Source organism: Bradyrhizobium sp. IC4060 (genome assembly GCF_020193715.1).
Classification (GTDB): Bacteria; Pseudomonadota; Alphaproteobacteria; order Rhizobiales; family Xanthobacteraceae; genus Bradyrhizobium; species Bradyrhizobium yuanmingense.
This window is the reverse complement of the sequence record NZ_JADYVJ010000006.1, coordinates 43,677-67,645: the sequence shown is the minus strand read 5'-3', so window position 1 is coordinate 67,645 and position 23,969 is coordinate 43,677. Positions and strand designations below refer to the sequence as shown.

Genomic DNA, 23,969 nt, shown 5'->3' with positions numbered 1-23,969 from the left:
CTTCGGACCGTTACCGACAGACATCAGGCCGCCGCTTGGCGGCCTGATTGCTGTTGATCTTGGCCGGATGAAGCGCGCGCACCCATTTCCAGAAACGCAGCGTTTCCAAATCGGACCAGTTCATGCACTTGCATCTATTGGCCCAGATGGCTTAAGTGCCGTCCCGGCATTTCCGCTCGAGCCCCCAAGGACACCCAATGGCCTACAACATCGTCACGATCGCTGGCAGCCTGCGCAAGGACAGCTTCTCGCTCAAGATCGCCAATGCGCTCGCCAAGCTTGCGCCTGCCTCGCTCAAGCTCGAGGTGATCACGCCGGCCGGCATCTCGTTCTTCAACCAGGACCTCGAGAGCGCGCCGCCCGCGGACTGGCTCGCCTTCCGCGAGAAGCTCAAGACGTCGAATGGCGTCCTGTTCGTCACGCCCGAATACAACCGCTCGATCCCGGGCGTTCTGAAGAATGCCATCGACGTCGCCTCGCGCCCCTACGGCAAGAGCTCGTTCCTCGGCAAACCGGTCGGCATCATCTCTAATTCGCCGGGGCTGCTCGGCGGCGTCAGCGCGGCCAAGCATCTGCAGAACATCCTGCCGGGCATTTCCGGTCCGGTCCTCCAGCAGCCGGAAATCTATCTCAGTAGCGTCGGCGATGCCTTCGATGCGGACGGCAACCTGACCAAGGACTCCCTCAAGACGGTGCTGCAGCAATACATCGACGCCTTCGCCGCGCATGTGGCGAAGAATCAGGGCTGAGCTTCCGGCCAAGCCGACGCTCCGTCATGCCCGAGCTTGTCCCGGGCATCCACGTTCTTCGTTATCGCCGGCAAAGCACGTGGATGGCCGGGACAAGCCCGGGCATGACGCGTCGTGGGGATAGTGCCTCGTTCTGGCAATTAGTACTCCCTTAACCAACCTGTCCCATCTTCCAAAGATGGTCTCCCGCGCGCGCCTGAAATCGATCCTGACCGGTCTTGCCCTCTATGCGATGGCGGCGGCGATCGTCGGCTATTTCGGCGTCAACGCCTACACCGGCAAATACGGTCTCAACGCCCGCCAGGAGCTCGACCAGGAGATCATCGCGCTGACCAGCGAGCTGGCTCAGCTCAAGCGCGAGCGCGCCAGAAGCGAACAACGGGTGTCGCTGCTGCGGTCCGAGAAGATCGACCCGGACATGCTGGACGAGCGGGCGCGCTTCCAGCTCGACTATGTCCATCCGCGCGATCTCGTTCGAACGATCCCGGCGAACTAGCGGCATCCGCAGCTTTCGAAGCGGAAAGCGAAAGTCGCTGCTGACATCCGACCGCCGCACCTTTGCCTCCTCCTGCGAAGGTCGTAACCCCCGAGCCGGGCGGTTCCCTTGACGGCGGCGCCGCGGCGGGCTCATGCCTTTGCTGGCGCGCGCTGAAGTTGACGCAGATCAACCGGGGAGCACCGGCGCGTCCTACAATCGATATCCGGAGGAAACTGTGATGAATGGGACAATGCCCCGGCATCACGCGGCCCGCGTCGAGGCCGCCATCGCGTCAGGCCAGGCGGCCCGGTCCGCGCTCGTGGCCTCGTGGCGCCGTTCCTCCCGATTGCACCATCTCGATCCCGGCGGCCACGCCGCGCCGATGCGGCTGACCGAGGCCGAGCTGCAGCAGGCGCGCGAGCGCATCGCGCCGCTTCTGGCGGCCGCCCAGGGCGCCATGGACCGGCTTTATCAGGCTGTCGGCGCTGCGGGCTGCTGCGTGCTGCTCGCCGATCGCGAGGGCGTGCCGGTCGATCGCCGCGGCACGGTGGCGGACGATGCGACGTTTCAGTCCTGGGGCCTTTGGACCGGTGCACTCTGGAGCGAGGAGCACGAGGGCACCAACGGTATCGGCACCTGCCTCGTCGAGCAGCGTCCGCTGACCATCGATCGCGACCAGCACTTCTTTGCGCGCAACACGCTTCTGAGCTGCACCGCCGTTCCGATCTACGATCACGAGGCGGCGCTCGCGGGCGTGCTCGACGTCTCCTCCTGCCGCGCCGACCGCACCGACGCCTTCGCCAGCTTGATCGCGCTCGCGGCAGGCGAGGCGGCCAGGCGGATCGAGGCCGACCTGTTTCGCAAGGTCTTCGCCCATGCCCGCATCGTGCTGACACAGGCGGCGGATGGAGGCTGCGGCGGCCTCGTCGCAGTCGATGCGGACGATCTCGTGATCGGCGCAACGCGCTCCGCCCGGCTGGCGCTCGGCAATGCGCCCGGCGGTGCGTTGCGGCCGGTGCCCGCGGCCGATCTTCTCGGCGGCGATGCCGCGCGCGATCATCTTGCCGGCGGCCAGCGCGCGGTGCTGCAGCGGGCGCTGCTCCGCGCCGGCGGCAATGTCTCCGCCGCCGCCAAGGCCCTCGGCGTCAGCCGCGCCACGCTCCATCGGAAGCTGAAGCGGTTCGAGCTGAACCACTGAGCTCATCCGTCATTGCGAGCGCAGCGAAGCAATCCAGAATCTTTCCGCGGAGGGACTCTGGATTGCTTCGCTGCGCTCGCAATGACGGTAGGGTGGCCGTGAGCGCTCCATCTCACGCTTACCTCGTCCACGACTGTCGCAGTTCTGCGACAGGTCCGCCCCACCATCGCTTCCGCCCGGGCTGACAGAAAACACCTCCCGCATCATCGTCGGCGCAAGTCGCGAACAGGCGACGACAAGCGCAAACAGCAACATCGGGAGTGATCAATGAACAAGGTGGAATTCCTCAGCGTCACCAAAGTGCCATTTGCCGAACGCTACGACAATTTCATCGGCGGCAAGTTCGTCGCGCCGATCTCCGGGAAATATTTCGACAATGCCTCCCCCCTGACCGGCCGGGTGGTCTGCAAGATCGCGCGGTCCGACGCGCAGGACATCGAGGCAGCGCTCGACGCGGCGCATGCCGCCAAGTCCGCCTGGGGCCGCACCAGCGTCGCCGAGCGCGCCGCGGTCCTGAACCGGATCGCCGACCGCATGGAAGAGAACCTCGAGCGCCTCGCGATTACCGAGACCTGGGACAACGGCAAGCCGATCCGCGAGACGCGCGCCGCCGACCTGCCGCTCGCGATCGACCATTTCCGCTATTTCGCCGGCGTCGTCCGCGCCCAGGAAGGCTCGATCGGCGAGATCGACCACGACACCATCGCCTATCATTTCCACGAGCCGCTCGGCGTGGTCGGCCAGATCATTCCCTGGAACTTCCCGCTTCTGATGGCCTGCTGGAAGCTCGCGCCGGCGCTGGCCGCCGGCAATTGCGTGGTGCTCAAGCCCGCCGAGCAGACCCCGGCCTCGATCATGGTCTTCGCCGAGGTCATCGCCGACCTGCTGCCGGCAGGCGTGCTCAACATCGTCAACGGCTTTGGCCTCGAGGCCGGCAAGCCGCTGGCGTCGAGCCCGCGCATTGCCAAGATCGCCTTCACCGGCGAGACCACGACGGGCCGGCTGATCATGCAATATGCCAGCCAGAATCTTATTCCGGTCACGCTAGAGCTCGGCGGCAAGTCGCCCAACATCTTCTTCAAGGACGTCACCGCCGAGGACGACGATTTCTTCGACAAGGCGATCGAGGGATTCGTCATGTTCGCGCTGAACCAGGGCGAGGTCTGCACCTGTCCGAGCCGGGCGCTGGTCCACGCCGACATCTATGACCGCTTCATGGAGCGGGCGCTCAAGCGCGTCGCTGCGATCAAGCAGGGCGATCCGCGCGATGCCACCACCATGATCGGCGCGCAGGCCTCCAGCGAGCAGCTCAGCAAGATCCTCTCCTATATCGACATCGGCAAGCAGGAGGGCGCCAAGGTGCTGGCCGGCGGCGGACGCGCCGATCTCGGCGGCGATCTCTCCGGCGGCTTCTACGTGCAGCCGACCGTGTTCGAGGGCCACAACAAGATGCGAATCTTCCAGGAGGAGATTTTCGGGCCCGTCGTCTCGGTCACGACCTTCAAGACCGACGAAGAGGCGCTCGCGATCGCCAACGACACGCTCTACGGCCTGGGTGCCGGCGTTTGGAGCCGCGACGCCAATCGCTGCTACCGCTTCGGCCGGGAGATCCAGGCCGGCCGGGTCTGGACCAATTGCTACCATGCCTATCCCGCCCATGCGGCGTTCGGCGGCTACAAGCAGTCGGGCGTCGGGCGCGAGACCCACAAGATGATGCTCGATCATTACCAGCAGACCAAGAACCTCCTGGTCAGCTACAGCCCGAAGAAGCTCGGCTTCTTCTGATCGGATCGGAGAGGGCGGCGCCGCTTCGGCGCCGTCCGCTCCGCATGTCGGGATTGGCGTCGTGCACTGTTCTTGATCCGGTCACGAATCTGCGCGCGCGATGGCGCTCATAGATTTGTTGCCCGATCAGCGCCAAAGATTTTGCAATATTTCGATCACGTTGCAGTGCGGCATAATGAAAGTCGTGCCATGCCGCCGCGGTGCTTTCCAAGGGCGTTTGACTTGGGTTAGAGAGGGCGAAAGTTTTCTCTGACCCGGAATTCCCATGGCCGCACCCAAGAAAGCCGCCGCAAGCGCTCCACAGGACAAGACCGACGGCGGTTCGCCCCCGGAATTCACGAAGGAGCAGGAACTCAAGGCGCTCCGCGACATGCTCCTGATCCGGCGCTTCGAGGAAAAGGCAGGCCAGCTCTACGGCATGGGTGCCATCGGCGGCTTCTGCCACCTCTATATCGGCCAGGAGGCCGTGGTGGTCGGCATGCAGATGGCCCTCAAAGAGGGCGATCAGGTCATCACCGGCTATCGCGACCACGGTCACATGCTCGCGACCGGCATGGATGCCAACGGTGTCATGGCCGAGCTGACGGGACGTCGCGGCGGTTATTCCAAGGGCAAGGGCGGCTCCATGCACATGTTCAGCAAGGAGAAGCACTTCTACGGCGGTCACGGCATCGTCGGCGCCCAGGTCTCGCTCGGCACCGGCCTCGCCTTTGCCAATCACTATCGCGGCAACGACAATGTCAGCGTCACCTATTTCGGCGACGGCGCGGCCAATCAGGGCCAGGTCTATGAGAGCTTCAACATGGCGGAGCTCTGGAAGCTGCCGGTGATCTACGTCATCGAGAACAACCGCTACGCCATGGGCACCTCGGTCTCGCGCGCCTCGGCACAGCAGGATTTTTCCAAGCGCGGTGCGTCCTTCAACATCCCGGGCAAGCAGGTCGACGGCATGGACGTCCGCGCCGTGAAGGCGGCGGGCGAGGAGGCGGCGGCCTGGTGCCGTGGCGGCAAGGGTCCTTTCATCCTGGAGATGCAGACCTACCGCTATCGCGGCCACTCGATGTCCGATCCCGCAAAATATCGCACACGCGAGGAGGTCGAGAAGGTTCGCCACGACCAGGATCCGATCGAGCAGGTTCGCAATCGGCTGCTCGCTGCCAAGGTCAGCGAAGCCGATCTCAAGGCGATCGACGCCGAGGTGCGCGACATCGTCAACGCCTCCGCCGATTTCGCCCAGCATGATCCCGAGCCGGATGCCGCCGAGCTCTGGACCGACGTGTACCGCTGAACGCGCGCAAGCTTTCTTTGGAGAAGATATGCCAATTCAAGTGCTGATGCCCGCGTTGTCGCCCACGATGGAGAAGGGCAACCTCGCCAAATGGCTGAAGAAAGAGGGCGAGACGATCAAGTCCGGCGACGTCATCGCCGAGATCGAGACCGACAAGGCGACCATGGAGGTCGAGGCGACCGACGAGGGCACGCTCGGCAAGATCCTGATCCCCGAGGGCACCGCCGACGTCGCGGTGAACACCCCGATCGCGACCATCCTCGCAGACGGCGAGAGCGCGGCTGATCTCGCCAAGGCACCCGCAGCGGCGGCGAAGGCTGCGGAGTCCGCGCCGCCGGCCGCAGCAAAGGCCGAGGCGCCCACGCCGAAAGCCGCTCCTGCTCCGCAGGCCGTCGCCGAGCCGGATCCGGAAGTCCCCGCTGGCACCGAAATGGTGACGCAGACCATCCGCGAAGCGCTGCGCGATGCCATGGCCGAAGAGATGCGCCGCGACGCGGACGTGTTCGTGATGGGCGAAGAAGTTGCCGAATATCAGGGCGCCTACAAGGTGACCCAGGGCCTGCTCCAGGAGTTCGGTGCCAAGCGCGTGATCGACACGCCGATCACCGAGCACGGCTTCGCGGGCGTCGGCGTCGGTGCCGCGATGACCGGTCTCAAGCCGATCGTCGAGTTCATGACCTTCAACTTCGCCATGCAGGCGATCGACCAGATCATCAACTCCGCGGCCAAGACGCTCTACATGTCCGGTGGCCAGATGGGCTGCTCGATCGTGTTCCGCGGTCCGAACGGTGCGGCCGCGCGCGTTGCCGCCCAGCACAGCCAGGACTATTCGGCGTGGTATTCGCACGTCCCGGGCCTCAAGGTGGTCGCGCCGTATTCCGCCGCGGACGCCAAGGGCCTGCTCAAGGCTGCGATCCGCGATCCCAACCCGGTGATCTTCCTCGAGAACGAGGTGCTGTACGGCCACACTGGCGAAGTCCCGAAGCTCGACGACTTCATCATCCCGATCGGCAAGGCGCGCATCGTGCGCGCCGGCAGTCACGTCACGATCATCTCCTGGTCGAACGGCATGACCTATGCGCTGAAGGCTGCGGACGAGCTCGCCAAGGACGGCATCGAGGCCGAGGTGATCGACCTGCGCACGCTGCGCCCGATGGACACGGAGACCATCATCAACTCCGTGAAGAAAACGGGACGTGCGGTTACGGTGGAAGAGGGGTGGGCCCAGAGCGGCGTCGGCGCCGAGATCGCCGCGCGCATCATGGAGAACGCCTTCGACTATCTTGATGCGCCGGTGACGCGCGTGTCTGGCAAGGACGTGCCGATGCCCTATGCCGCGAACCTGGAGAAGCTCGCGCTGCCCTCGGCGGCGGACGTCGTCGAAGCCGCCAAAGCCGTCTGCTACAGGTAGATCATGGCAGGCCCCAAGGAGCAGCCACTGCCGCCAGACGTCATGACCCGCGACGACGCGGTCGAGATCCTGCGCGTGTTCGTCCTAGATGGTGGGCTGTCGATGGCGTTCCAGCGCGCCTTCGAGGAGCCGGACATGTGGGGCCTCCTGCTCGTCGATCTCGCCCGTCATGCCGCGCGCGCCTATGCGCGCGAGAGCGAATATACCGAGGAGGACGCGCTGAACCGGATCCTCGACATGTTCCAGGCCGAGATCGAGCGTCCCACCGACACGGGCACCACCACGCCACGTGGCAAGGGGCACTGACCATGGCGATCGAAGCCCATCATTACGATTTCATGCTGGAGGCGATCCGCGAGGCGGAAGCCTCGATCGCGCAGGGCGGCTTGCCGATCGGCGCGGTGCTGACGCGCGACAACAAGATCATCGCCCGCGGCCACAACAACCGCGTGCAGGAGAACAATCCGATCCTGCATGGCGAGATGAGCTGCCTGCGCGAGGCCGGCGCGATCTCGTTCCACGACACCGTCATGTACACCACGCTGTCGCCTTGCTCGATGTGCGCCGGCGCGCTCGCGCTGTTCAAGGTCAAGCTGGTGGTGATCGGGGAATCCGTCACCTTCGAAGGCTCCAAGGACATTCTCGACAAGTTCGGGATTCCGTGGATCGACCTTGCCGACGACCGCTCCATCACCATGATGAAGAATTGGCGTTCCATCCCAACCAATGAGCGCCTGTGGCAGGGCGACATCGGCAACTAAACCTGGTCTGTTCGTCTTCACATCGAGGACGACGTTTTTGAGAAGTTCTTCTTGAGGTCAGCATGCCCATCAACATCCTGATGCCCGCTCTCTCGCCGACGATGGAGAAGGGCAACCTCGCCAAGTGGCTGAAGAAGGAGGGCGACAAGGTCAAGTCCGGCGACGTCATCGCCGAGATCGAGACCGACAAGGCGACCATGGAGGTCGAGGCGATCGACGAAGGCACGATCGCCAAGATCCTGGTGCCAGAGGGTACGCAGGATGTCCCAGTCAACGACGTGATCGCCGTGCTCGCCGGCGAGGGCGAGGACGTGAAGGCTGCGGGTAGCGCCAAGCCCAGCGCCTCGGCCGCGCCGCCAAAGGCCGCTGAGGCTCCCGCTGCGCCGGCTCCCGCGCCTGCGCCTGCCGCACCGAAAGCTGCTGCGCCCGCCGCGGCACCCGCGCAGCAGGCTGCAGCTCCGGCAGCGCAAGCCAATGGTCATGGCGGCCGTGTATTCTCGTCGCCGCTGGCGCGCCGTCTCGCCAAGGAGGCCGGCATCGATGTCGCCATGGTCGCCGGCACCGGTCCGCACGGCCGCGTGGTCGCCCGCGACGTCGAGCAGGCCAAGTCCGGCAAGGGTCTGAAAGCGCCCGCCGCGGCACCGTCAGGCGCGCCTGCGATTGCGCCGACCATGTCGGACAAGCAGATCCTGTCGCTGTTCGAGCCCGGCTCCTACGACATCGTCCCGCATGACGGCATGCGCCGCACCATCGCCCAGCGCCTGACCGCATCGATCCAGAACGTCCCGCACTTCTACCTCACCATCGACTGCGACATCGGCAAGCTGCTCACTGCCCGCGAGGAGATCAACGCCGCCGCGCCGAAGGACAAGGAGAAGAAGCCGCTCTACAAGATCTCGGTCAACGATTTCGTCATCAAGGCGATGGCGGTCGCGCTGCAGAAGATCCCGAACTGCAACGTCAGCTGGACCGAAAGCGGCATGGTCAAGCATCACCATTCCGACGTCGGCGTCGCCGTCGCGATGCCCGGCGGCCTGATCACGCCGATCATCCGGAAAGCGGAGACCAAGACGCTCTCGACCATCTCCAACGAGATGAAGGATTTTGCCGCGCGCGCCCGCTCGCGCAAGCTCAAGCCGGAGGAATACCAGGGCGGCACCACGGCCGTTTCCAACCTCGGCATGTACGGCATCAGCCACTTCACTGCGGTGATCAATCCGCCTCATGCCACGATCCTTGCGGTTGGCACCAGCGAGGAGCGTCCCGTGGTGCGCGGCGGCAAGATCGAGATCGCGCACATGATGAGCGTGACCTTGTCCTGCGATCACCGCGCCATCGACGGCGCGCTCGGCGCCGAGCTGATCGGCGCGTTCAAGCAGCTGATCGAAAACCCCGTGATGATGATGGTCTGAAGCGGCGGCAGAGGGGGCGACCTTGAATGTCCGGACCCGCTGGCCATGGATATCGCTATTGCTCGGAGTCATCGTCGCGCTCCACCCCGTCGGGCTCGATTTTCTTCACTCTGCGTTCTTTGCCGGCGAGCAGCTGGCACGGAACATCGCCCAGCCGATCGTGCTCACTGCGCTTGCCATCATAGTCCTGGTGGTGCTGCTCGAATGGCTGGTGAGGTCTTTTCTGGTCAAGCGCCGCGCCCGCGGCGCTTCTTGAGTTGAACGGGAGCCGCTATGGCCGACACATCCTTCGATGTCATCATCATCGGCTCCGGCCCCGGCGGCTATGTCACCGCCATCCGCGCCGCGCAGCTCGGCTTCAAGACCGCGATCGTCGAAAAATCCTATCTCGGCGGCATCTGCCTCAACTGGGGCTGCATTCCGACCAAGGCGCTGCTGCGTTCGGCCGAGATCTACCACTACATGCAGCACGCCAAGGACTACGGGCTCTCCGCCGAGAAGGTCTCGTTCGATCCGAAGGCGGTGGTGCAGCGTTCGCGCGGCGTCTCCAAGCGCCTCAACGACGGCGTCGGCTTCCTGATGAAGAAGAACAAGGTCAGCGTGATCTGGGGCGCGGCCTCGATCGATGCGCCCGGCAAGGTCACGGTGAAGAAGTCCGACGTCGAGGGCCCGAAGGGCGCGCTAGGCGAGGGGACCTACCAGGCCAAGCACATCATCGTCGCCACCGGCGCGCGGCCGCGCGTGCTGCCCGGCCTCGAGCCGGACAAGAAGCTGGTCTGGACCTATTTCGAGGCGATGGTGCCGGAGCGGATGCCGAAGTCGCTGCTGGTGGTCGGCTCCGGCGCGATCGGCATCGAGTTCGCCTCGTTCTTCCACACCATGGGAAGCGACGTCACCGTGGTCGAGGTGCTGCCGCAGATTCTGCCCGTCGAGGACGCCGAGATCGCGGGCCTCGCCCGCAAGCGGCTGGAGAAGCAGGGCATCAAGATCATGTCCTCGACCAAGGTCACCAAGCTGGAGAAGAAGGCCGACAGCGTCCTCGCCACCATCGACGACGGCAAGGGCAAGCCTGTCACATCAGAGTTCGAGCGCGTGATCTCGGCGGTCGGCGTCGTCGGCAACATCGAGAATCTCGGCCTGGAAAAAGTCGGCGTGAAGACCGACCGCGGCATCATCGTGGTCGACGGCTACGGCAAGACCAACGTCCCCGGCATCTACGCGATCGGCGACGTTGCCGGCCCCCCGATGCTGGCGCACAAGGCCGAGCATGAGGGCGTGATCTGCGTCGAAGCGATCAAGGGCCTCAATCCGCATCCCCTCGACAAGAACATGATCCCGGGCTGCACCTATTGCCACCCGCAGGTTGCATCGGTCGGCTTGACGGAAGCCAAGGCCAAGGAGAACGGCCGCGAGATCCGCGTCGGCCGCTTTCCCTTCGTCGGCAACGGCAAGGCGATCGCGCTCGGCGAGGATCAGGGCCTGGTCAAAGTCATCTTTGACAAGAAGACCGGCCAACTGCTCGGGGCCCACATGGTCGGCGCGGAGGTCACCGAGCTGATCCAGGGCTACGTCGTCGCCATGAATCTGGAGACGACGGAAGAAGAGCTGATGCACACGGTCTTCCCGCATCCGACCCTATCGGAGATGATGAAGGAAGCCGTGCTGGATGCGTATGGACGGGTGTTGAACATTTGAGGGGCGAGCGCGTCGCCCGCCGCCGTCATTGCGAGCGAAGCGAAGCAATCCAGACTGCAGCTGTGGAAACAGTCTTGATTGCTTCGTCGCAAGAGCTCCTCGCAATGACGAGTGGATAGAGCGGATTGAATAAACAAGAAGAAAGAAGCAGCATGAACGACAACGACAATCTCACCATCGAACGTCCGACCTTCGTCACCCATCTCGAATGCGCGATGGAGGGCGATCATTACGCGGCCGACGAGGTTCACAACCTCTCCAAGGCCGGCAAGCCGCTTCTGGTCCGCTACGACCTCGCGGGCGTGAAGAAGGCGCTGACCAAGGATGCGCTCGCCCAGCGCCCCGGCGACATGTGGCGCTACCGCGAGCTCTTGCCCGTGCGCAAATGCAAGGACATTGTCTCGCTCGGCGAAGTCACGACGCCCCTGGTCCGGCTGCCGAAGCTCGGCGCAAAACTCGGCGGCGGCGAGATCATCGTCAAGGACGAGGGACGGCTGCCGACCGGCTCGTTCAAGGCGCGCGGCCTCGTGATGGCGGTGTCGATGGGCAAGGCGCTCGGCATCAAGCACATGGCGATGCCGACCAACGGCAATGCCGGCGCGGCGCTGGCGGCCTACGCCACGTCCTGCGGCATCAAGACCACGATCTTCTGCCCGGCCGATACGCCCGAAGTGAACGTCAGCGAGATCGAGCTGCAGGGCGCGACCGTCTACCGCGTCAACGGCTATATCGACGATTGCGGCAAGATCGTCGGCGAGGGCAAGGCGAAAGTCGGCTGGTTCGACACCTCGACCTTGAAGGAGCCGTACCGCATCGAGGGCAAGAAGACGATGGGCCTCGAGCTCGCCGAGCAGCTCGGCTGGGACGTGCCTGACGTGATCTTCTATCCGACCGGCGGCGGCACCGGCCTGATCGGGATGTGGAAGGCGTTCGACGAGCTGGAGAAGATCGGCTTCATCGGCTCAAAGCGCCCGCGCATGGTCGCGGTGCAGGCCTCCGGCTGCGCGCCGATGGTGCGCGCCTATGAGGCCGGGACCGAGCATGCGACGCGCTGGGAGGACGCACACACCATCGCCTCGGGCATCCGCGTGCCGCAGGCAATCGGCGATTTCCTCATCCTGCGTGCCGTGCGCGAGAGCAAAGGTTTTGCCATTGCCGTCGATGATGACAAGATCTCGGCGGCGCTGAACGAGGTCGCGCGCGAGGAGGGGCTCTTGCTCTGCCCCGAGGGTGCCGCGACCTACGCCGCCTACAAGGAAAGTCTCGCCGACGGCCGGGTCAGCAAGACCGATCGCGTCATGCTGTTCAACTGCGCGAACGGCCTGAAATATCCGCTGCCGCCGGTCACCCGCACGCTCGATCGCCACAAGCCGATTGACTATTCGAAGTTCTAACTTGCTTCTCCCTCTCCCCGTTCTTACGGGGAGAGGGTCGGGGTGAGGGGCTGCTTCCGCAAACACAGTGACAGTTGAGTTCGCGGAGACTCCCCCTCACCCGAATTGCTTCGCAATTCGACCTCTCCCCGCAAGCGGGGCGAGGTGAAGAAAAAGACATCACTGGGGAGAAGACAATGAAGAAGGCCTTCTGGGCTGCGCTGATTGCTGTTCTCGCTGTTGCAGGCGCCGCGCGCGCCGACGATTTTCCCTCGCGTCCCATTACCATCATCGTGCCGTTCGCGGCCGGGGGCCCTTCGGACGCAATGGCGCGGGTGCTCGCCGAGCGTATGCGGGTGCCGCTGGGCCAGCCGGTCGTGGTCGAGAACGTCACCGGAGCAGGCGGCTCGATCGGTGTCGGCCGTGCCGTGCAATCACCGCCGGACGGCTACACCATCTCGTTCGGCCATCTCGGGACCCACGTCGCCAACGGCGCCGTCTACAAGCTCAAATTCGACCTCGTTGCCGACCTCGAGCCGGTGGTGCTGCTGCCGAGCAACCCGATGATCGTGGTCAGCAAGAATGCGGTGCCCGCGACCTCGCTGAAGGAGCTGATCGACTGGCTGAAGTCGCGGCCGTCGCCGCCGACCGCCGGCACGGCCGGCGCAGGCTCCGGCAGCCACATCGCCGGCGTCTATTTCGAGAGCGTCTCCGGCATCAAGCTGCAATACGTGCCGTATCGCGGCACTGCACCGGCATTGAACGATCTCATCGCCGGCCAGATCGACATCATCGTCGACCAGACCTCCAATTCCATCAGCCAGGTCCGCGCCGGCACCATCCGCGCCTACGCCGTGACCGACGACAAGCGCCTCGCCTCCGCACCCGAGATCCCGACCGCGGAGGAGGCGGGCCTGAAAGGCTTCAACATGACGCTGTGGTCGGGCATGTGGGTGCCGAAGGGCACACCGAAGGAGATCGTCGCAAAGCTCAACGCCGCGGCCGTGGAGGCGCTGAACGATCCTGCGGTGCGCAAGCAGCTCGAAAGCCAGGGTCTCGAGATGACACCCAAGGATCAGCTCACGCCCGAAGCGCTCGGCACGCGGCAAAGGGCCGAGATCGCCAAATGGTGGCCGATCATCAAGGCGGCGAACATCAAGGTGGATTGAACCGGGCGGCGCACTCCTCGCGGCGTCACCGCCGCGTTTGCTGGCGGCGGGGCGCTCACGACGTGGTTTGGTGACCTGGTGCCAGCGCACGGTCCAGGCATTGCATCAGGTCCGTGGCGGCGAACGGCTTACCGAGAAAACAGATTGCGCCCGCATCGAGCGCCCGCACACGCACGCCCTCATCCGGGAAAGCTGTGATGAATATGAACGGCGTAGCCGACCCCTGCGCCCGCATTTGCGTCAACAGATCGATTCCGCTCATCAGCGGCATCTGCACGTCGGCGATCACGCACGAGGTGTCGCTCGAATCGGTCGAGCTCAGGAACTCTTCCGCCGAGGCGAATGTGTGGACGTTGTATCCGCGCGATTCCAGCAGATTGTTGATCGCGGCCCGAACGTAGGGGTCGTCGTCAAGCACCGAGATGACCGAAGCCACTGACAAGACGTCCGCTCCTCGCCGGGAATTACGCTTGCCGTCGCCACGGCTAGAACATAAAGGCGCAAGGTGGACCTGCCGGTCACGATTGGAAACTCATACTTAGGTTTGTGCATCGGGCTTGTTCGGGCCGATCCCGAGCGCCTCGCTCATTCTCACCAGATCGGCCAGCGACTTCGCGCCCATCTTCCGCATGATCTGGCCGCGGTAGATCTTGACGGTGATTTCGGCCAATCCGAGCTGGGCGGCGACCTGCTTGTTCATCAGGCCGGACGTCACCAGTGACAATACGTCTCGCTCCCGCGAGGACAGTGACTCGAAGCGTGATCTGACCGTCGAGACCATCCTGTTGAGGTCGCGGCGCTTGCGGTCTCGCTCGATCGCGGCCTGAACTGCGTCGAGAATGTCCTGATCGCGGACCGGCTTGGTCAAAAAATCGATCGCCCCGCTCTTCATGGCCCGAACCGTCATGGGAATATCGCCATGACCGGTAATGAAGATGATAGGCGTGTGGATATTTGCCTTGGCAAGATCGGCCTGCAGCTCGAGGCCGCTCGTTCCGGGCAGGCGGATGTCGAGCACCAGGCAGCTCGGGACGTCTGGCGGCTTGGCCTGCAGGAGCTGCGGCGCCGAGCCGAATGCTTCGACCTTGAGACCGACCGACTCGAACAGATTGGTGAGCGCACGGCGCATGGACGCGTCGTCGTCGACGATGAGGACAAGGGGCTGATCGCCGTCCTTCTGCGGCGGCGAAGAGTCCGCGCGCTCGGTCACGATGCTTCCTCTCGGTGGAGGGGCAAGGTGATCTGAAAAGTCGCGCCGCGCTCCTGGTTTGATATGGCGGAAAGTCGCCCGCCATGGGCCTCGATGATCGATCGACAGATCGACAGGCCCATGCCCATGCCGGAGGACTTCGTGGTGAAGAACGGCGTGAACAGGCGGTCTATCGCCTGTTCGCTGATGCCGGTTCCGCAGTCGGAAACGCTCACCTGCATCGCGCTATCGCCGCTCGCCTGTGAGCGAATCGCCAGCTCGCGCGGGCGATCGTGGACGTCTGCCATGGCCTCGATCCCGTTCATGATCAGGTTGATCAGGACCTGCTGCAATTGGATGCGATCGCCAAAGATCCTCGGCAGTGCCGACGACAGCTCCATGCGGACGGACACGGCGTGGCTGGCCATCTCGCGTTGAACCAGCGCGACGGCCTCCCGCACGACCGCATTGGCGTCGAGCGGAACCATCTCGATGTCAGAACGCTTGGCGAGCGCCCGAACGTGACGGATCACGTCGCCGGCACGCCTGCCGTCCTCGATGATCCACTCGACCGAGCGGCGGGCCGCTTTGAGATCCGGCGGACTGCGCTGCAGCCAGGCGAGGCAGGCGTCGGCGTTTGCGATCACTGCAGCGAGCGGCTGATTGATTTCGTGCGCAATCGAAGCGGTCAGCTCACCCAGTGTCGTGACACGTGTCACATGGGCGAGCTCGGCCTGGGCCTTGCGCAGCGCGTCTTCGGCTTGGTTGGCCCGGATGGCGGCGGTTACGTCCGTGCAAACGCCACGGTAGCCCAGGAAAGTGCCGTCCGCGTCGAAGAAGGGCTTGCCGCTGGTCCGGACGTAGATCGGCTGCCCACTACGGTCTTTGCTGCGGTACACCAAGTCGCGGAACGGGACGTGGGCGTCGAGCGCCGCTCGATGTTGTCGCCATTTTTCGGGCTCGAGAGCGGCGTCGGGCGCAATGTCCCAACGCGTGAGCCCGATCAGGCCGGCGGGGGCGGTGTTGGTATCGGAGTGCTCGGATATCTGGGTGACCCGGTGGTCCGGCCCGGTTTCCCAGAACCAGTCAGACGCAGTTTCGGCATAATCGCGAAAGCGCTGCTCGCTGTCACGAAGCCTGCGTTCTGCCTCCTTGGTCGCCGTGATGTCGGTGACCGATCCGACGAACTCAACGCGACCGCTAGCATCTCGCGTTGCCCGTGCCACCGCTCGGACGTATTTGATGGAACCGTCGGGCATCACCAGCCGGTATTCGTGATCATAGTCCTTGCCCTCGCGCGCCGCCCGGCCCGTCGTCTGCTGCACGGCGAGCCGGTCCTCCGGATGGATCCGCTGGAGCATGAAGGGGATCGCGGGCTTCGTCCCTTCCTCGCATTCGAAGATGCGATAGGTCTCCTTGGACCAGGTGATCTCGCGGGTTGCGGCCTTCCAGCCAAAACTACCAGTGTGGCTCAATTCCTGCGCCTGGGCGAGATAAGCCTCGCTCTGTCGCAGCGCGTTCTCGGCCTCCTTCCGTTCGGTGATGTTCTCGCAGGCGACCAGCACGATCGGCCCGCCATTGGCCCGCAGCATGGCCTTGGCGTTCTCGCGCACCCATAACTTCGAGCCGTCCTTGCGAACCTTCCGGATTTCCCAGGTGTGTGACTGATCAAGGGTCTTGAGGCACAACGCGACACAGGCGCGGACAGTGGCGCGATCTTCCGCGAGGAAGACATCCAGCACGGATCGGCCGATCAACTCCGCCGGCGTGTAGCCCAGCTGCTCGGCGCCGAATGTGTTCACGTTGATCACGGTACCGGCCGGATCGACCATGAAGTACATGACCGGCGTGTGCTCGAAGACCTGCTGCCACTGCTTGACCGCTTCAAGCAAGTCGGCGGCATTGGAATCGGTGCGCTGCTTGGCAGGAACAGTTTGCCTCAAGCAGCCGACGAGGAATTGCGCGGCTGACTTTCCGAACGTCGCTGCCCGGCCAGGCTTCATCGCTGACGCTCCCGGCACTCTCTGCGTGAACAGGAGTAGAGCACGTTGCGGCCAGAGGAGCAATTCCAGCCAAAGTCGGGTCGGCCGTCATGACGTTCGCCTTTGGACCGTCCGCTCACCGCCAGGTCCATTGCGGCGCCTCAAGGACACCGTGCCGGCCGAGGTTCACGGTGACCGTGCAGCCGGTGCGTCGTGCGCCGTCTCGTTGAATTCGGGCCGCGTGGGCCCGGGCGAATACGGGACAAACTTAGGTATAGCTCCTCCATGCCTAGTCATGTCGGCCATTTTACCTCCGTACAATTGAGCGTTTCGTGCCCGGCGGACTAGCCTCTCGACCATCGGGAGTGTCGAAGCGAACAGCCGAGAAAAGCGCAAGCAACAGAGGGAGACAGCAATGTGCGATATGTCGGTACTTCCTGAGCGTCGCCCATCGGCGTCCGAAAGTTGCTCCTCAGTCAAGGGCTGTGCGGTGTGCGGCGGCAAGTTTGGCCTGATCCGCTACTATTCCTGGCGCACGGCGCTCTGCTCCAAGAAGTGCGTTGATCGTTTCCGCACGCGAAGCGAACGCGACCGCCGGTGGTTGTTTCGGGCCCAGGTCGCATAAGGCTGGATTGGAGAGTTGATCCGGGAGGCCGTGCGTTGAACCGCTCATGCAAGCTCTTCTGCTGGATCGTTCTCATCGCCCCCATCGCGGCCGGCCAGGCACAGGAGACGGGACACGGTGCCGTTCATCGCAAGCACCCACCCCAGGACCAGGCGCTGCACGAAAAGTTCTATTCCACCTGGCACATGCCTGATAACCCGAGCCTCAGTTGTTGCAACAGCGCCGACTGTTATCCGACCGACATCAAGTACATCGACGGCCAGATCTATGCGCGGCGCCGGGAGGACGGGAGATACATTCTGATCCCACCGCAAAAGGTGGAGCGAAACAGGGATAATCCGGACGGCCGGAACCATCTGTGCGCTCCACCGCCCGCACTGTCTCCGCTCGACAGCGTTTACTGCTTCGCTTTGGGAGGTGCCACATGAGATTCGCGTTCGTGCTGGTCAACGGCCGGACCCCGTTCCGGCAGACCTCGTGCATGCAGTGCTGCGAGCCGATCAGCGGCAGTTATTTGCGCGAGATCGCGACCCGTCTGCCTTACTGCGATCATCAGTGCTACGCGCTGTTCTGCGAGACGCTCGCCAAAGATGGCGTGAGAGCGGCTTCATGAAATTCGTGGTGGTCAATCACGAGCCGCCGTTGCACGCGGCCGCGTGCAGCACATGCTCGCGGTCGCTCCGCTCCGGCTATGTCCGCCATGCGCGGACGCAGCGCCGTTACTGTGACGACGATTGTTACCGGCGCGGCGAATTCTCCACGCTGTTCATGCACTGGCCGGTGCCTGGGCGGACGGAACCAATTGCCGGCAAGGTCGAGCTCGCCGCTAGCAGCATGATCCAGACGTTGACGGTGATGAGTGCCGTCTGGTGCTGGGGCTGCACGATCACTGCCTGGACCTTCGCGAGAGCTTTGACCGGCGCCTATTTGGACAGTCGCGACCCGATCACGATGGAAGGAGGTGACACCTAGAGCATGATCCGGAAAAGTGTGAAGCGGTTTTCCGAAACGATCATGCTCAAACAATAACCTAAAGCGCGATGACGATTCATCCTAATCGCATCGCGCTTTAGCTGCGCGGCTGCACGCGCGTAGAAGCCGCAGCACCGTATTCTTGCAGGCGCCGCGTCCAGCCCCGGCGGCGTTGATCAGGGAATGGGTGCTGCGGCCGCCGCTGGCTCCGTTGCGCTGGCCTCGTGCGTCACCACGCGCTGGTCGCTCTTGCCGGCGATCATGCTGCTGCCCTCGAACCTTGCCCGGTAGACCAGCACGTTCTCCATCACGCGCTGGACGTAGTTGCGCGTCTCGGACAGCGGGATGCGCTCGACCCAGTCGACCGGATCGATGTTGGGGTCCCGGGGATCACCGCGCTTCTGCACCCATTCACGCACGCGGCCGCGGCCGGCATTGTATCCGGCGAAGGTCATGATCTGGTTACCGCGATATTCCGAGAACAGCGCGCTGAGCTCGGCGGCGCCCATCTGCGTGTTGTAGACGGGGTCGGAGACCATCCTGTCCCAGTCGTAAGTCAGGCCGAAGCGCTTCGCGGTGTCGCGTCCCGCTTCCGGCGTCACCTGCATCAGCCCGACCGCGTTGGCATGCGACTTGTCGCGCTGCTCGAACGAGCTCTCGGTGCGTGCCACCGAATAGATCACGCTGGTCTCGATCGCCGGTGCGACCTGCTTGTGCTCGGGGATGCCGATAGTCGGGAAGGCGTAATGGTCAAGCGCGAGCCCGCGCGCCAGCGCGGTCTTGCCGACCTCCAGCATCACGCGCGCATCGTTGCGCCGGCCCGCAAGCTCGCCGAGCGCTTCCAGCGCGGCGACGTCGGTGCTCTCTTTGGCGAAATCCTCGGCGTAATAGAACACCATGTCGCGCTCGCCGATGCCGTAGAGCATGTCGGCGGCGCGCACGCGCTCGTCCGCAAGCTGCGCATCGGCCGAGGCCAGCACCGGCGAGGGCGGACGCAGTTCGATGCCGTCGAGGCCGAGCCTGGCGCGGGCGAGCTGGCCGTAATAGGCGGTGTGATAGCGCGCCGCCGCCCGGTAGCTCATGCGCGCGTCGGCCGCCGCGCCCATGGCTTCGGCCGCGCGGCCGCGCCAGTAATGCGCCCGCGACAGCGCGATCGGATTGGACGAGCCAGCGTCGATCGAGGCGAAATGCACCATCGCCGTCTTGGGATCGTCGAGATAGCGTAGCGCGATCCAGCCGCACATGAAGTGATAGTCGACGCGGTAGACCTCCTTTTCCGGCACCGCGGCCGTGTGCACCACGTCATAGGCGATCCTGGCCTTGCCCTGATCGAGCAGCTTGCGCGCCAGCATGCGGCGCTCGCGCCACCAGGCATCGGTGTCCTGCGCGGCCATCATGTCGGGCTTGGCAGCGAGGATCACCTCGGCCGCGTCGTCGATGCGGTCGTTCTGAAGATGCCACTGCGCGCGGCACAGCACGTAACCGAGATCGCGTCGCTCCTCGGCCGCGACGTCCTCGAGCAGATCCTTGGCCTTGCTCGCCTTGCCGGTGACGGCGGCGCAGGCCTTCACGATCGCGAGCGCGTCCTCGCCGAGCCGCTTCGCCGCGCGCCGCGCACCTGCATAATCCTTGGCGCCGAGGCGCTTGTCCATGCGCGCGCGGTGATCGTCGGCGGACAGAAGGTCGCCGAACGCCGCATAGGAGTCCTCTTCGCTCCGCTCGGACAGTTCCTCCGCGCGCCAGGTTTCCCGGACCAGCCGCGCAGCCCTGTCGATCTCACCTTCGGCGAGCAGGACGCGCGCGAGTGCGAACTTGCCCTTGGCGCTGGTCGGGCGATCCATCGTGAACTTGTGCACGATGGCCGCGTCGGCCTTCTCCTGCCACAGCCGTGCCTCGGCACGGCGGCGGAGCAGGGCGCTGCTCGGCCAACCGGGATTGGCGGCGAGGAAGGCGGCGTAGCGCTTGAAATTCGCGGTACTGTCGGGATGGCGCAGCATGAACCAGTCGGCGAGCTTCTGTCCGGCAGGGTCCGTGATGCGGTCGCGCGCAGCGCTCGCGTCTTCGGTCTTGCCCTTGCGCGTCAGGTCGATGGCGTCCTTCAGCGCGGCGAGATCGCCGGTCAGCGGCGGCAGCGCCGGCTTGGCCGCGGGCTCCTCGACCGCCTTCTTCGATTTGCGCTTGGCCTCGGCGTGCTTGCCGTGCCGCGCTTTGCCGGCGGAGGCGTGGCGGTGCTTGCCCGCTTTCGCCTCATGCGTCTTCTTCGGTGCGGATGATTTTTGACTGCTCTTCGCCGCAAGCTCGGTGGGAAGGAGGGCCATCGCGGCCACGGCAACGACACACGCGAGCGAGCGTAGGCACTGGTTCATTGGATGGTCCCCCCTGCGAAAACCACTACAAACCAAGGTCCGCGACATGCGGCTTGCGAATCAAAGTACCGAACGATGCGTCGGCATCGTGTCGCATCCTCAGGCTGTCGCAACAATGCGGCAAAATACGGATTGGAACTGGGGAACTTCCGAAAGCACGGAAGAGGCAGTGGCTTTAACCTTTGTTAACGATCTGGACTCGCGCGACGATTGCGCACGGTACAGGACGCCGGAACGGCCAGATTGCGCGTGTTCCCTCGGCGAAATCCGGTGTATGAGTTCCTTCTCTTCATCCTTTCAACCTTTGCCCTGTACCTATGCCGATTTTCAACCAGTCGATCCGGCGCAAGATCGTCGGCATCGCGCTCGGATTGATCGTCCTGATGCTGGTCACCTCGATCCTGTCGATGGTGATGTCCAGCCAGGTCGGCATTTTGCTCGACGAGCTGACCAACCGCTACATCCCGGCCTATAGCCATCTGGCGCGCGCGAACATCCGCTCGCTGGAACGGGCGCTGGCGCAGCGGCGGATGGTGATGACCAGGATGGAGGCGCCGTCGGACGAGGAGGCCTACGCGGCGCGGCTTCGCGACTTCGAGGCCTTGGACCGCAATTTCGAGCGGGAGGCCGAGGCCGCTCGCAAGCTCATCAACGCGATCATCGACGACCCCAGGACGTATTCCGACAACGCCGCGCTGGCACGGCTCGACGTCCGGATCGAAAGCTCCGTCACCGAGCTGCGGCGCGATCTGGACGAGGGCAATGCGAAACTGCTCAAGCAGGTCGACGCCAAGGATATGGCCGCGGCCCGCGGCACGCTGGAACACCTCGACACGCTGCGCGATGCGTTCAACCGGAAGGTCGATGCGATCCGCGCCGACATGCTGGCGCAGGTCTATTTCTCGACGTCTCAGGTGATCGGCCGCCAGCACCAGACCATCATCGTCTCGGGGGTCGTAACCCTGCTCGCGGCGATCGTCGGCTTCGTGTTTGCGCTGCTGGTGAGTAGCGGCATTACGCGACCGGTGCGCCTGCTGCTGGCCGGCGCCCGCGAGGTCGAGGCGGGCCGGTTCGACAAGCCCATCACCGTCTCGACACAGGACGAGATCGGCGAGCTCGCTGCCGCCTTCAACCGCATGATCGAGCAGCTCAGGCACAACGAGCGCATTCGCGAGACCTTCGGCCGTTACATCGACCCGAAGGTGGTGCAGGGCCTGATCGACCGGCCGGAGGTCGCCATCGACGGTGAGCGCCGGGTGATGACCATCTTGTTCTGCGACATGAGCGGCTTCACCTCGATGAGCGAGGGCATGACGCCGCGCGGCCTCGTCAAGGTGATGAACCACTACTTCACCGTGATGTCTGCTCCCATCAGGAACAATCGCGGGATCATCGACAAATATATCGGCGACGCCATCATGTCCTATTGGGGGCCGCCCTTCATCGAGGAGGAGGAGCAGGGTCTGCTCGCAGGGCTCGCCGCCGTCGAGATGACCGATCAGGTGCCCGCGCTGCAGAAGCAGCTGCCGGACCTGCTCGGCATCCGCGCCATGCCGGCGCCGTGCGATCTTCGCGTCGGCATCGCCACGGGCGAGGTCCTGACCGGCAGTATCGGTTCCGAGCTGATGATGAGCTTCACCGTGATGGGCGATGCCGTGAATCTCGCCTCGCGGCTGGAGGCCGTCAACAAGGTGTACGGCACCCGCATCCTGATCTCGCAGGCGACCGCGGACGGGATCGGATCGCGCCTGGAATTGCGCGAGATCGATCGTCTGGCGGTCGCGGGCCAAAGCGCACCGCAGGCGATCTTCGAGCTGATGGCGAGACCAGGCGCGCTCAGCAATGCGCAAGTGAGCTTGCGCAAGCATTATGCCGATGGTCTCGCCGCCTATCGTGCGCGGCGCTTCGACGAGGCCCGCGCCGCCTTCAACGCGGCGCTCGAGGCAGTCCCCGGCGACGGCCCCTCGCGCACGATGCTCGGCCGCATCGCTCAATTTGTGGCCAATCCGCCGGATCCCGATTGGGACGGCGTCTGGCGGCTGGAGCAGAAATAGCCGTGCCTTTGCGGTCGGGCACGCCGCGCCGGAAAAAAAGATGCTACTCCATAACGATGTTCGCCGTGACCTATTTCCCGGGCTTAGGTTGGATGTCCATGAGGCGTCTGATGGGGACACGCCGATGACACATCTCGAAGACAGGCTGGAACGGTTCGAGACGCTCACCGCCGAATGCGAGCTGATCGCCAAGCTCGCCACCGACAGCAGCAAGCGCGAGTTCTATTTGAACCTCGGGGAACAGTACCGTCAGCTGGCCGTCGATATCCGGCAGGCGATCGCGACGACGGCTGCGGCCTGAGCCGGCTGAAATCCGTTCTTAACGTTTGGCGCGCATCCTTGGAGCAAGCGAGCATCGCCGGTCGGTGACACTCGTTGGTGGGAAGGCCGGGGTTCGCTGCAATGCAGCGCGCCTCGTGAGTGTGATTTGCCATGTCTGACAGGGCAATCCCATGCGCCTCGTTGCAGTGATCATATTCGCGCTCATGACGGCGGCCTGCGATCAGGAGCAGGACATCACCGGCTCGACGACGCCGGCCTGTCCGTTGCGCAACTACAGCTACAATCCACGCGACATGAACCAGTGCGTCAGCGCCTGCAAAACGTGCGACCGCGGCACGACGGTCACCTGCACGACCTCCTGCACCCTCAAGGGCGCCCGCTGAGCACTTTGCGGATGCGCGGAACCGGTAGGGCCCTCGAGCCAATGCCGGCGGTGCTGGAGCACCGGAACGATTCACATGCATTAATCATTGAAGGAGGCGGCAGGACGCGGAGTCCAATGGAATGGGTATGCTCGATCCCGGTCGATTTCTGGTGTCGTGCTCGCATTGCGATGCCTGGCCGATGGCGGCCAATGTGAAACGGTCGAGCTGGTCGGCGTCGCCGCACGAGGTCCGCTTCGTCTGCACGCGTTGCCGCCGCGAAGAAACGGCGATCGTCTCGGCCTCCGGCGAATTGACCCCCATCAAGCGCGTGGATGCCCCGCCACGCGATGTCGCTGTCGCCTGGGCCCAGGCGCAACGCTCGCGCGGGCGGTCCTGATGTTCGGCGTCGCCGTCTCGTCGGTGTTTCGCTTCTCTGTCAATCTGCCCGCATAAAAATATTCCGCTTTACCGAAATTCGGAAATGACGTATGTGTCGCCCATCCCGGCTCAATCTCGAGGGGCGACCATGCGGTCGTCATTGTCGCGAGCCGGGCTTGCGGTGGACGCGGCAGCGTCGTGTACGAGAGCTGAGGGCAGGGCGGATTGCTCTCCGTGAGCCCCGAGGCTTCGTACGGACGAGCGGCGCTGTCAGGTTCGTCGCGCCGGCATTTCGATGGCAACGTGCACAACGCCGTCGAACCCTGCGGCGCCAACGGACCGCGCGTACGGCAAAACCGTGTGGTCCTGGCCGTCGTTGCTACGGTCAAGCTCTGGCGAATGCGGCATTGGCGTCAACCGGCGCGGTGCCGGCGACT

At 64.4% G+C, this 23,969-nt stretch carries 24 protein-coding genes; 20 read left to right on the top strand and 4 right to left on the bottom strand.

The features are described 5' to 3' along the window. Positions 1-197 precede the first annotated feature (197 nt). The 13 genes from I6F16_RS20865 (at position 198) to I6F16_RS20805 (ending at position 13,319) form a co-directional block, all read left to right on the top strand. Positions 198-749: an NAD(P)H-dependent oxidoreductase gene (locus I6F16_RS20865; protein ID WP_225112505.1), complete on the top strand. Its 552-nt coding sequence runs from the start codon at positions 198-200 to the stop codon at positions 747-749. Between the two features lie 178 nt (positions 750-927). Beyond that, positions 928-1,245 (top strand): septum formation initiator family protein, encoded by a 318-nt coding sequence (locus I6F16_RS20860; protein WP_225112504.1) that lies wholly within the window; start codon positions 928-930, stop codon positions 1,243-1,245. Between the two features lie 220 nt (positions 1,246-1,465). Further along, the gene (locus tag I6F16_RS20855; protein ID WP_225112503.1) at positions 1,466-2,425 is read left to right on the top strand and encodes a GAF domain-containing protein; all 960 of its coding nucleotides are present in this window, start codon (positions 1,466-1,468) and stop codon (positions 2,423-2,425) included. 267 nt (positions 2,426-2,692) lie between these two features. Continuing rightward, the gene (gene adh / locus I6F16_RS20850) at positions 2,693-4,210 is read left to right on the top strand and encodes an aldehyde dehydrogenase (RefSeq protein ID WP_225112502.1); all 1,518 of its coding nucleotides are present in this window, start codon (positions 2,693-2,695) and stop codon (positions 4,208-4,210) included. Positions 4,211-4,475: 265 nt separating this feature from the next. Further along, a complete protein-coding gene (gene pdhA / locus I6F16_RS20845; protein ID WP_036025165.1) occupies positions 4,476-5,498 on the top strand; it encodes a pyruvate dehydrogenase (acetyl-transferring) E1 component subunit alpha in 1,023 nt (340 codons plus the stop codon). A gap of 28 nt (positions 5,499-5,526) precedes the next feature. Next, complete coding sequence (locus I6F16_RS20840; protein ID WP_036009859.1) at positions 5,527-6,909, top strand: pyruvate dehydrogenase complex E1 component subunit beta; 1,383 nt, start codon at positions 5,527-5,529, stop codon at positions 6,907-6,909. Positions 6,910-6,912: 3 nt separating this feature from the next. Further along, positions 6,913-7,215, top strand: a complete 303-nt coding sequence (locus tag I6F16_RS20835; protein WP_008547332.1) for a DUF5076 domain-containing protein — start codon at positions 6,913-6,915, stop codon at positions 7,213-7,215. Positions 7,216-7,217: 2 nt separating this feature from the next. Then, positions 7,218-7,670, top strand: coding sequence for a nucleoside deaminase (locus I6F16_RS20830; RefSeq protein ID WP_225112501.1), 453 nt, complete (start codon positions 7,218-7,220; stop codon positions 7,668-7,670). Between the two features lie 62 nt (positions 7,671-7,732). Beyond that, on the top strand, positions 7,733-9,082 hold the full coding sequence (locus tag I6F16_RS20825; RefSeq protein WP_036044339.1) for a pyruvate dehydrogenase complex dihydrolipoamide acetyltransferase: 1,350 nt from the start codon (positions 7,733-7,735) through the stop codon (positions 9,080-9,082). 22 nt (positions 9,083-9,104) lie between these two features. Further along, a complete protein-coding gene (locus I6F16_RS20820) occupies positions 9,105-9,338 on the top strand; it encodes a hypothetical protein (RefSeq protein WP_036009845.1) in 234 nt (77 codons plus the stop codon). Positions 9,339-9,355: 17 nt separating this feature from the next. After that, entirely contained in the window at positions 9,356-10,777 is a 1,422-nt protein-coding gene (lpdA, locus tag I6F16_RS20815; RefSeq protein WP_036009842.1) for a dihydrolipoyl dehydrogenase, read from the top strand. 152 nt (positions 10,778-10,929) lie between these two features. Next, entirely contained in the window at positions 10,930-12,171 is a 1,242-nt protein-coding gene (locus I6F16_RS20810) for a threonine synthase (protein ID WP_225112500.1), read from the top strand. A 176-nt stretch (positions 12,172-12,347) separates the two neighbouring features. Further along, a complete protein-coding gene (locus I6F16_RS20805) occupies positions 12,348-13,319 on the top strand; it encodes a tripartite tricarboxylate transporter substrate binding protein BugD (RefSeq protein WP_225112499.1) in 972 nt (323 codons plus the stop codon). Positions 13,320-13,374: 55 nt separating this feature from the next. On the opposite strand, the gene I6F16_RS20800 is transcribed toward I6F16_RS20805, so the two are convergent. From I6F16_RS20800 to I6F16_RS20790, 3 genes are all read right to left on the bottom strand, one after another. Further along, positions 13,375-13,761 (bottom strand): response regulator, encoded by a 387-nt coding sequence (locus tag I6F16_RS20800; RefSeq protein WP_225112498.1) that lies wholly within the window; start codon positions 13,759-13,761, stop codon positions 13,375-13,377. A gap of 96 nt (positions 13,762-13,857) precedes the next feature. Next, a complete protein-coding gene (locus I6F16_RS20795) occupies positions 13,858-14,529 on the bottom strand; it encodes a response regulator transcription factor (RefSeq protein WP_225112497.1) in 672 nt (223 codons plus the stop codon). Further along, positions 14,526-16,511 (bottom strand): PAS domain S-box protein, encoded by a 1,986-nt coding sequence (locus I6F16_RS20790; protein ID WP_225112496.1) that lies wholly within the window; start codon positions 16,509-16,511, stop codon positions 14,526-14,528. The genes I6F16_RS20795 and I6F16_RS20790 overlap by 4 nt, the downstream gene beginning before the upstream one ends. A 639-nt stretch (positions 16,512-17,150) precedes the next feature. Here I6F16_RS20790 and I6F16_RS20785 point away from each other — a divergent pair. From I6F16_RS20785 to I6F16_RS20775, 3 genes are read left to right on the top strand one after another with little or no spacing between them, the layout of a single operon-like run. After that, on the top strand, positions 17,151-17,543 hold the full coding sequence (locus I6F16_RS20785; protein ID WP_036031659.1) for a hypothetical protein: 393 nt from the start codon (positions 17,151-17,153) through the stop codon (positions 17,541-17,543). Further along, entirely contained in the window at positions 17,540-17,728 is a 189-nt protein-coding gene (locus tag I6F16_RS20780) for a hypothetical protein (RefSeq protein ID WP_036009825.1), read from the top strand. The genes I6F16_RS20785 and I6F16_RS20780 overlap by 4 nt, the downstream gene beginning before the upstream one ends. Then, positions 17,725-18,087 carry a hypothetical protein gene (locus I6F16_RS20775; RefSeq protein WP_225112495.1) on the top strand — a complete coding sequence of 121 codons (363 nt, stop codon included), beginning with the start codon at positions 17,725-17,727 and terminating at the stop codon, positions 18,085-18,087. Before I6F16_RS20780 ends, I6F16_RS20775 begins: the two co-directional genes overlap by 4 nt. Positions 18,088-18,263: 176 nt before the next feature. Here I6F16_RS20775 and I6F16_RS20770 read toward each other — a convergent pair whose 3' ends face one another. Next, a complete protein-coding gene (locus I6F16_RS20770) occupies positions 18,264-20,453 on the bottom strand; it encodes a lytic transglycosylase domain-containing protein (RefSeq protein ID WP_225112494.1) in 2,190 nt (729 codons plus the stop codon). 317 nt (positions 20,454-20,770) lie between these two features. On the opposite strand from I6F16_RS20770, the gene I6F16_RS20765 reads away from it, so the two are divergent. The 4 genes from I6F16_RS20765 (at position 20,771) to I6F16_RS20750 (ending at position 23,551) form a co-directional block, all read left to right on the top strand. Beyond that, positions 20,771-22,507: an adenylate/guanylate cyclase domain-containing protein gene (locus I6F16_RS20765; protein WP_225112493.1), complete on the top strand. Its 1,737-nt coding sequence runs from the start codon at positions 20,771-20,773 to the stop codon at positions 22,505-22,507. Between the two features lie 124 nt (positions 22,508-22,631). Beyond that, positions 22,632-22,808, top strand: coding sequence for a hypothetical protein (locus I6F16_RS20760; protein WP_225112492.1), 177 nt, complete (start codon positions 22,632-22,634; stop codon positions 22,806-22,808). Between the two features lie 151 nt (positions 22,809-22,959). Then, positions 22,960-23,172 (top strand): hypothetical protein, encoded by a 213-nt coding sequence (locus I6F16_RS20755; RefSeq protein ID WP_036044357.1) that lies wholly within the window; start codon positions 22,960-22,962, stop codon positions 23,170-23,172. Positions 23,173-23,293: 121 nt separating this feature from the next. Beyond that, positions 23,294-23,551: a hypothetical protein gene (locus I6F16_RS20750; RefSeq protein WP_036009816.1), complete on the top strand. Its 258-nt coding sequence runs from the start codon at positions 23,294-23,296 to the stop codon at positions 23,549-23,551. Positions 23,552-23,969 lie beyond the last annotated feature (418 nt).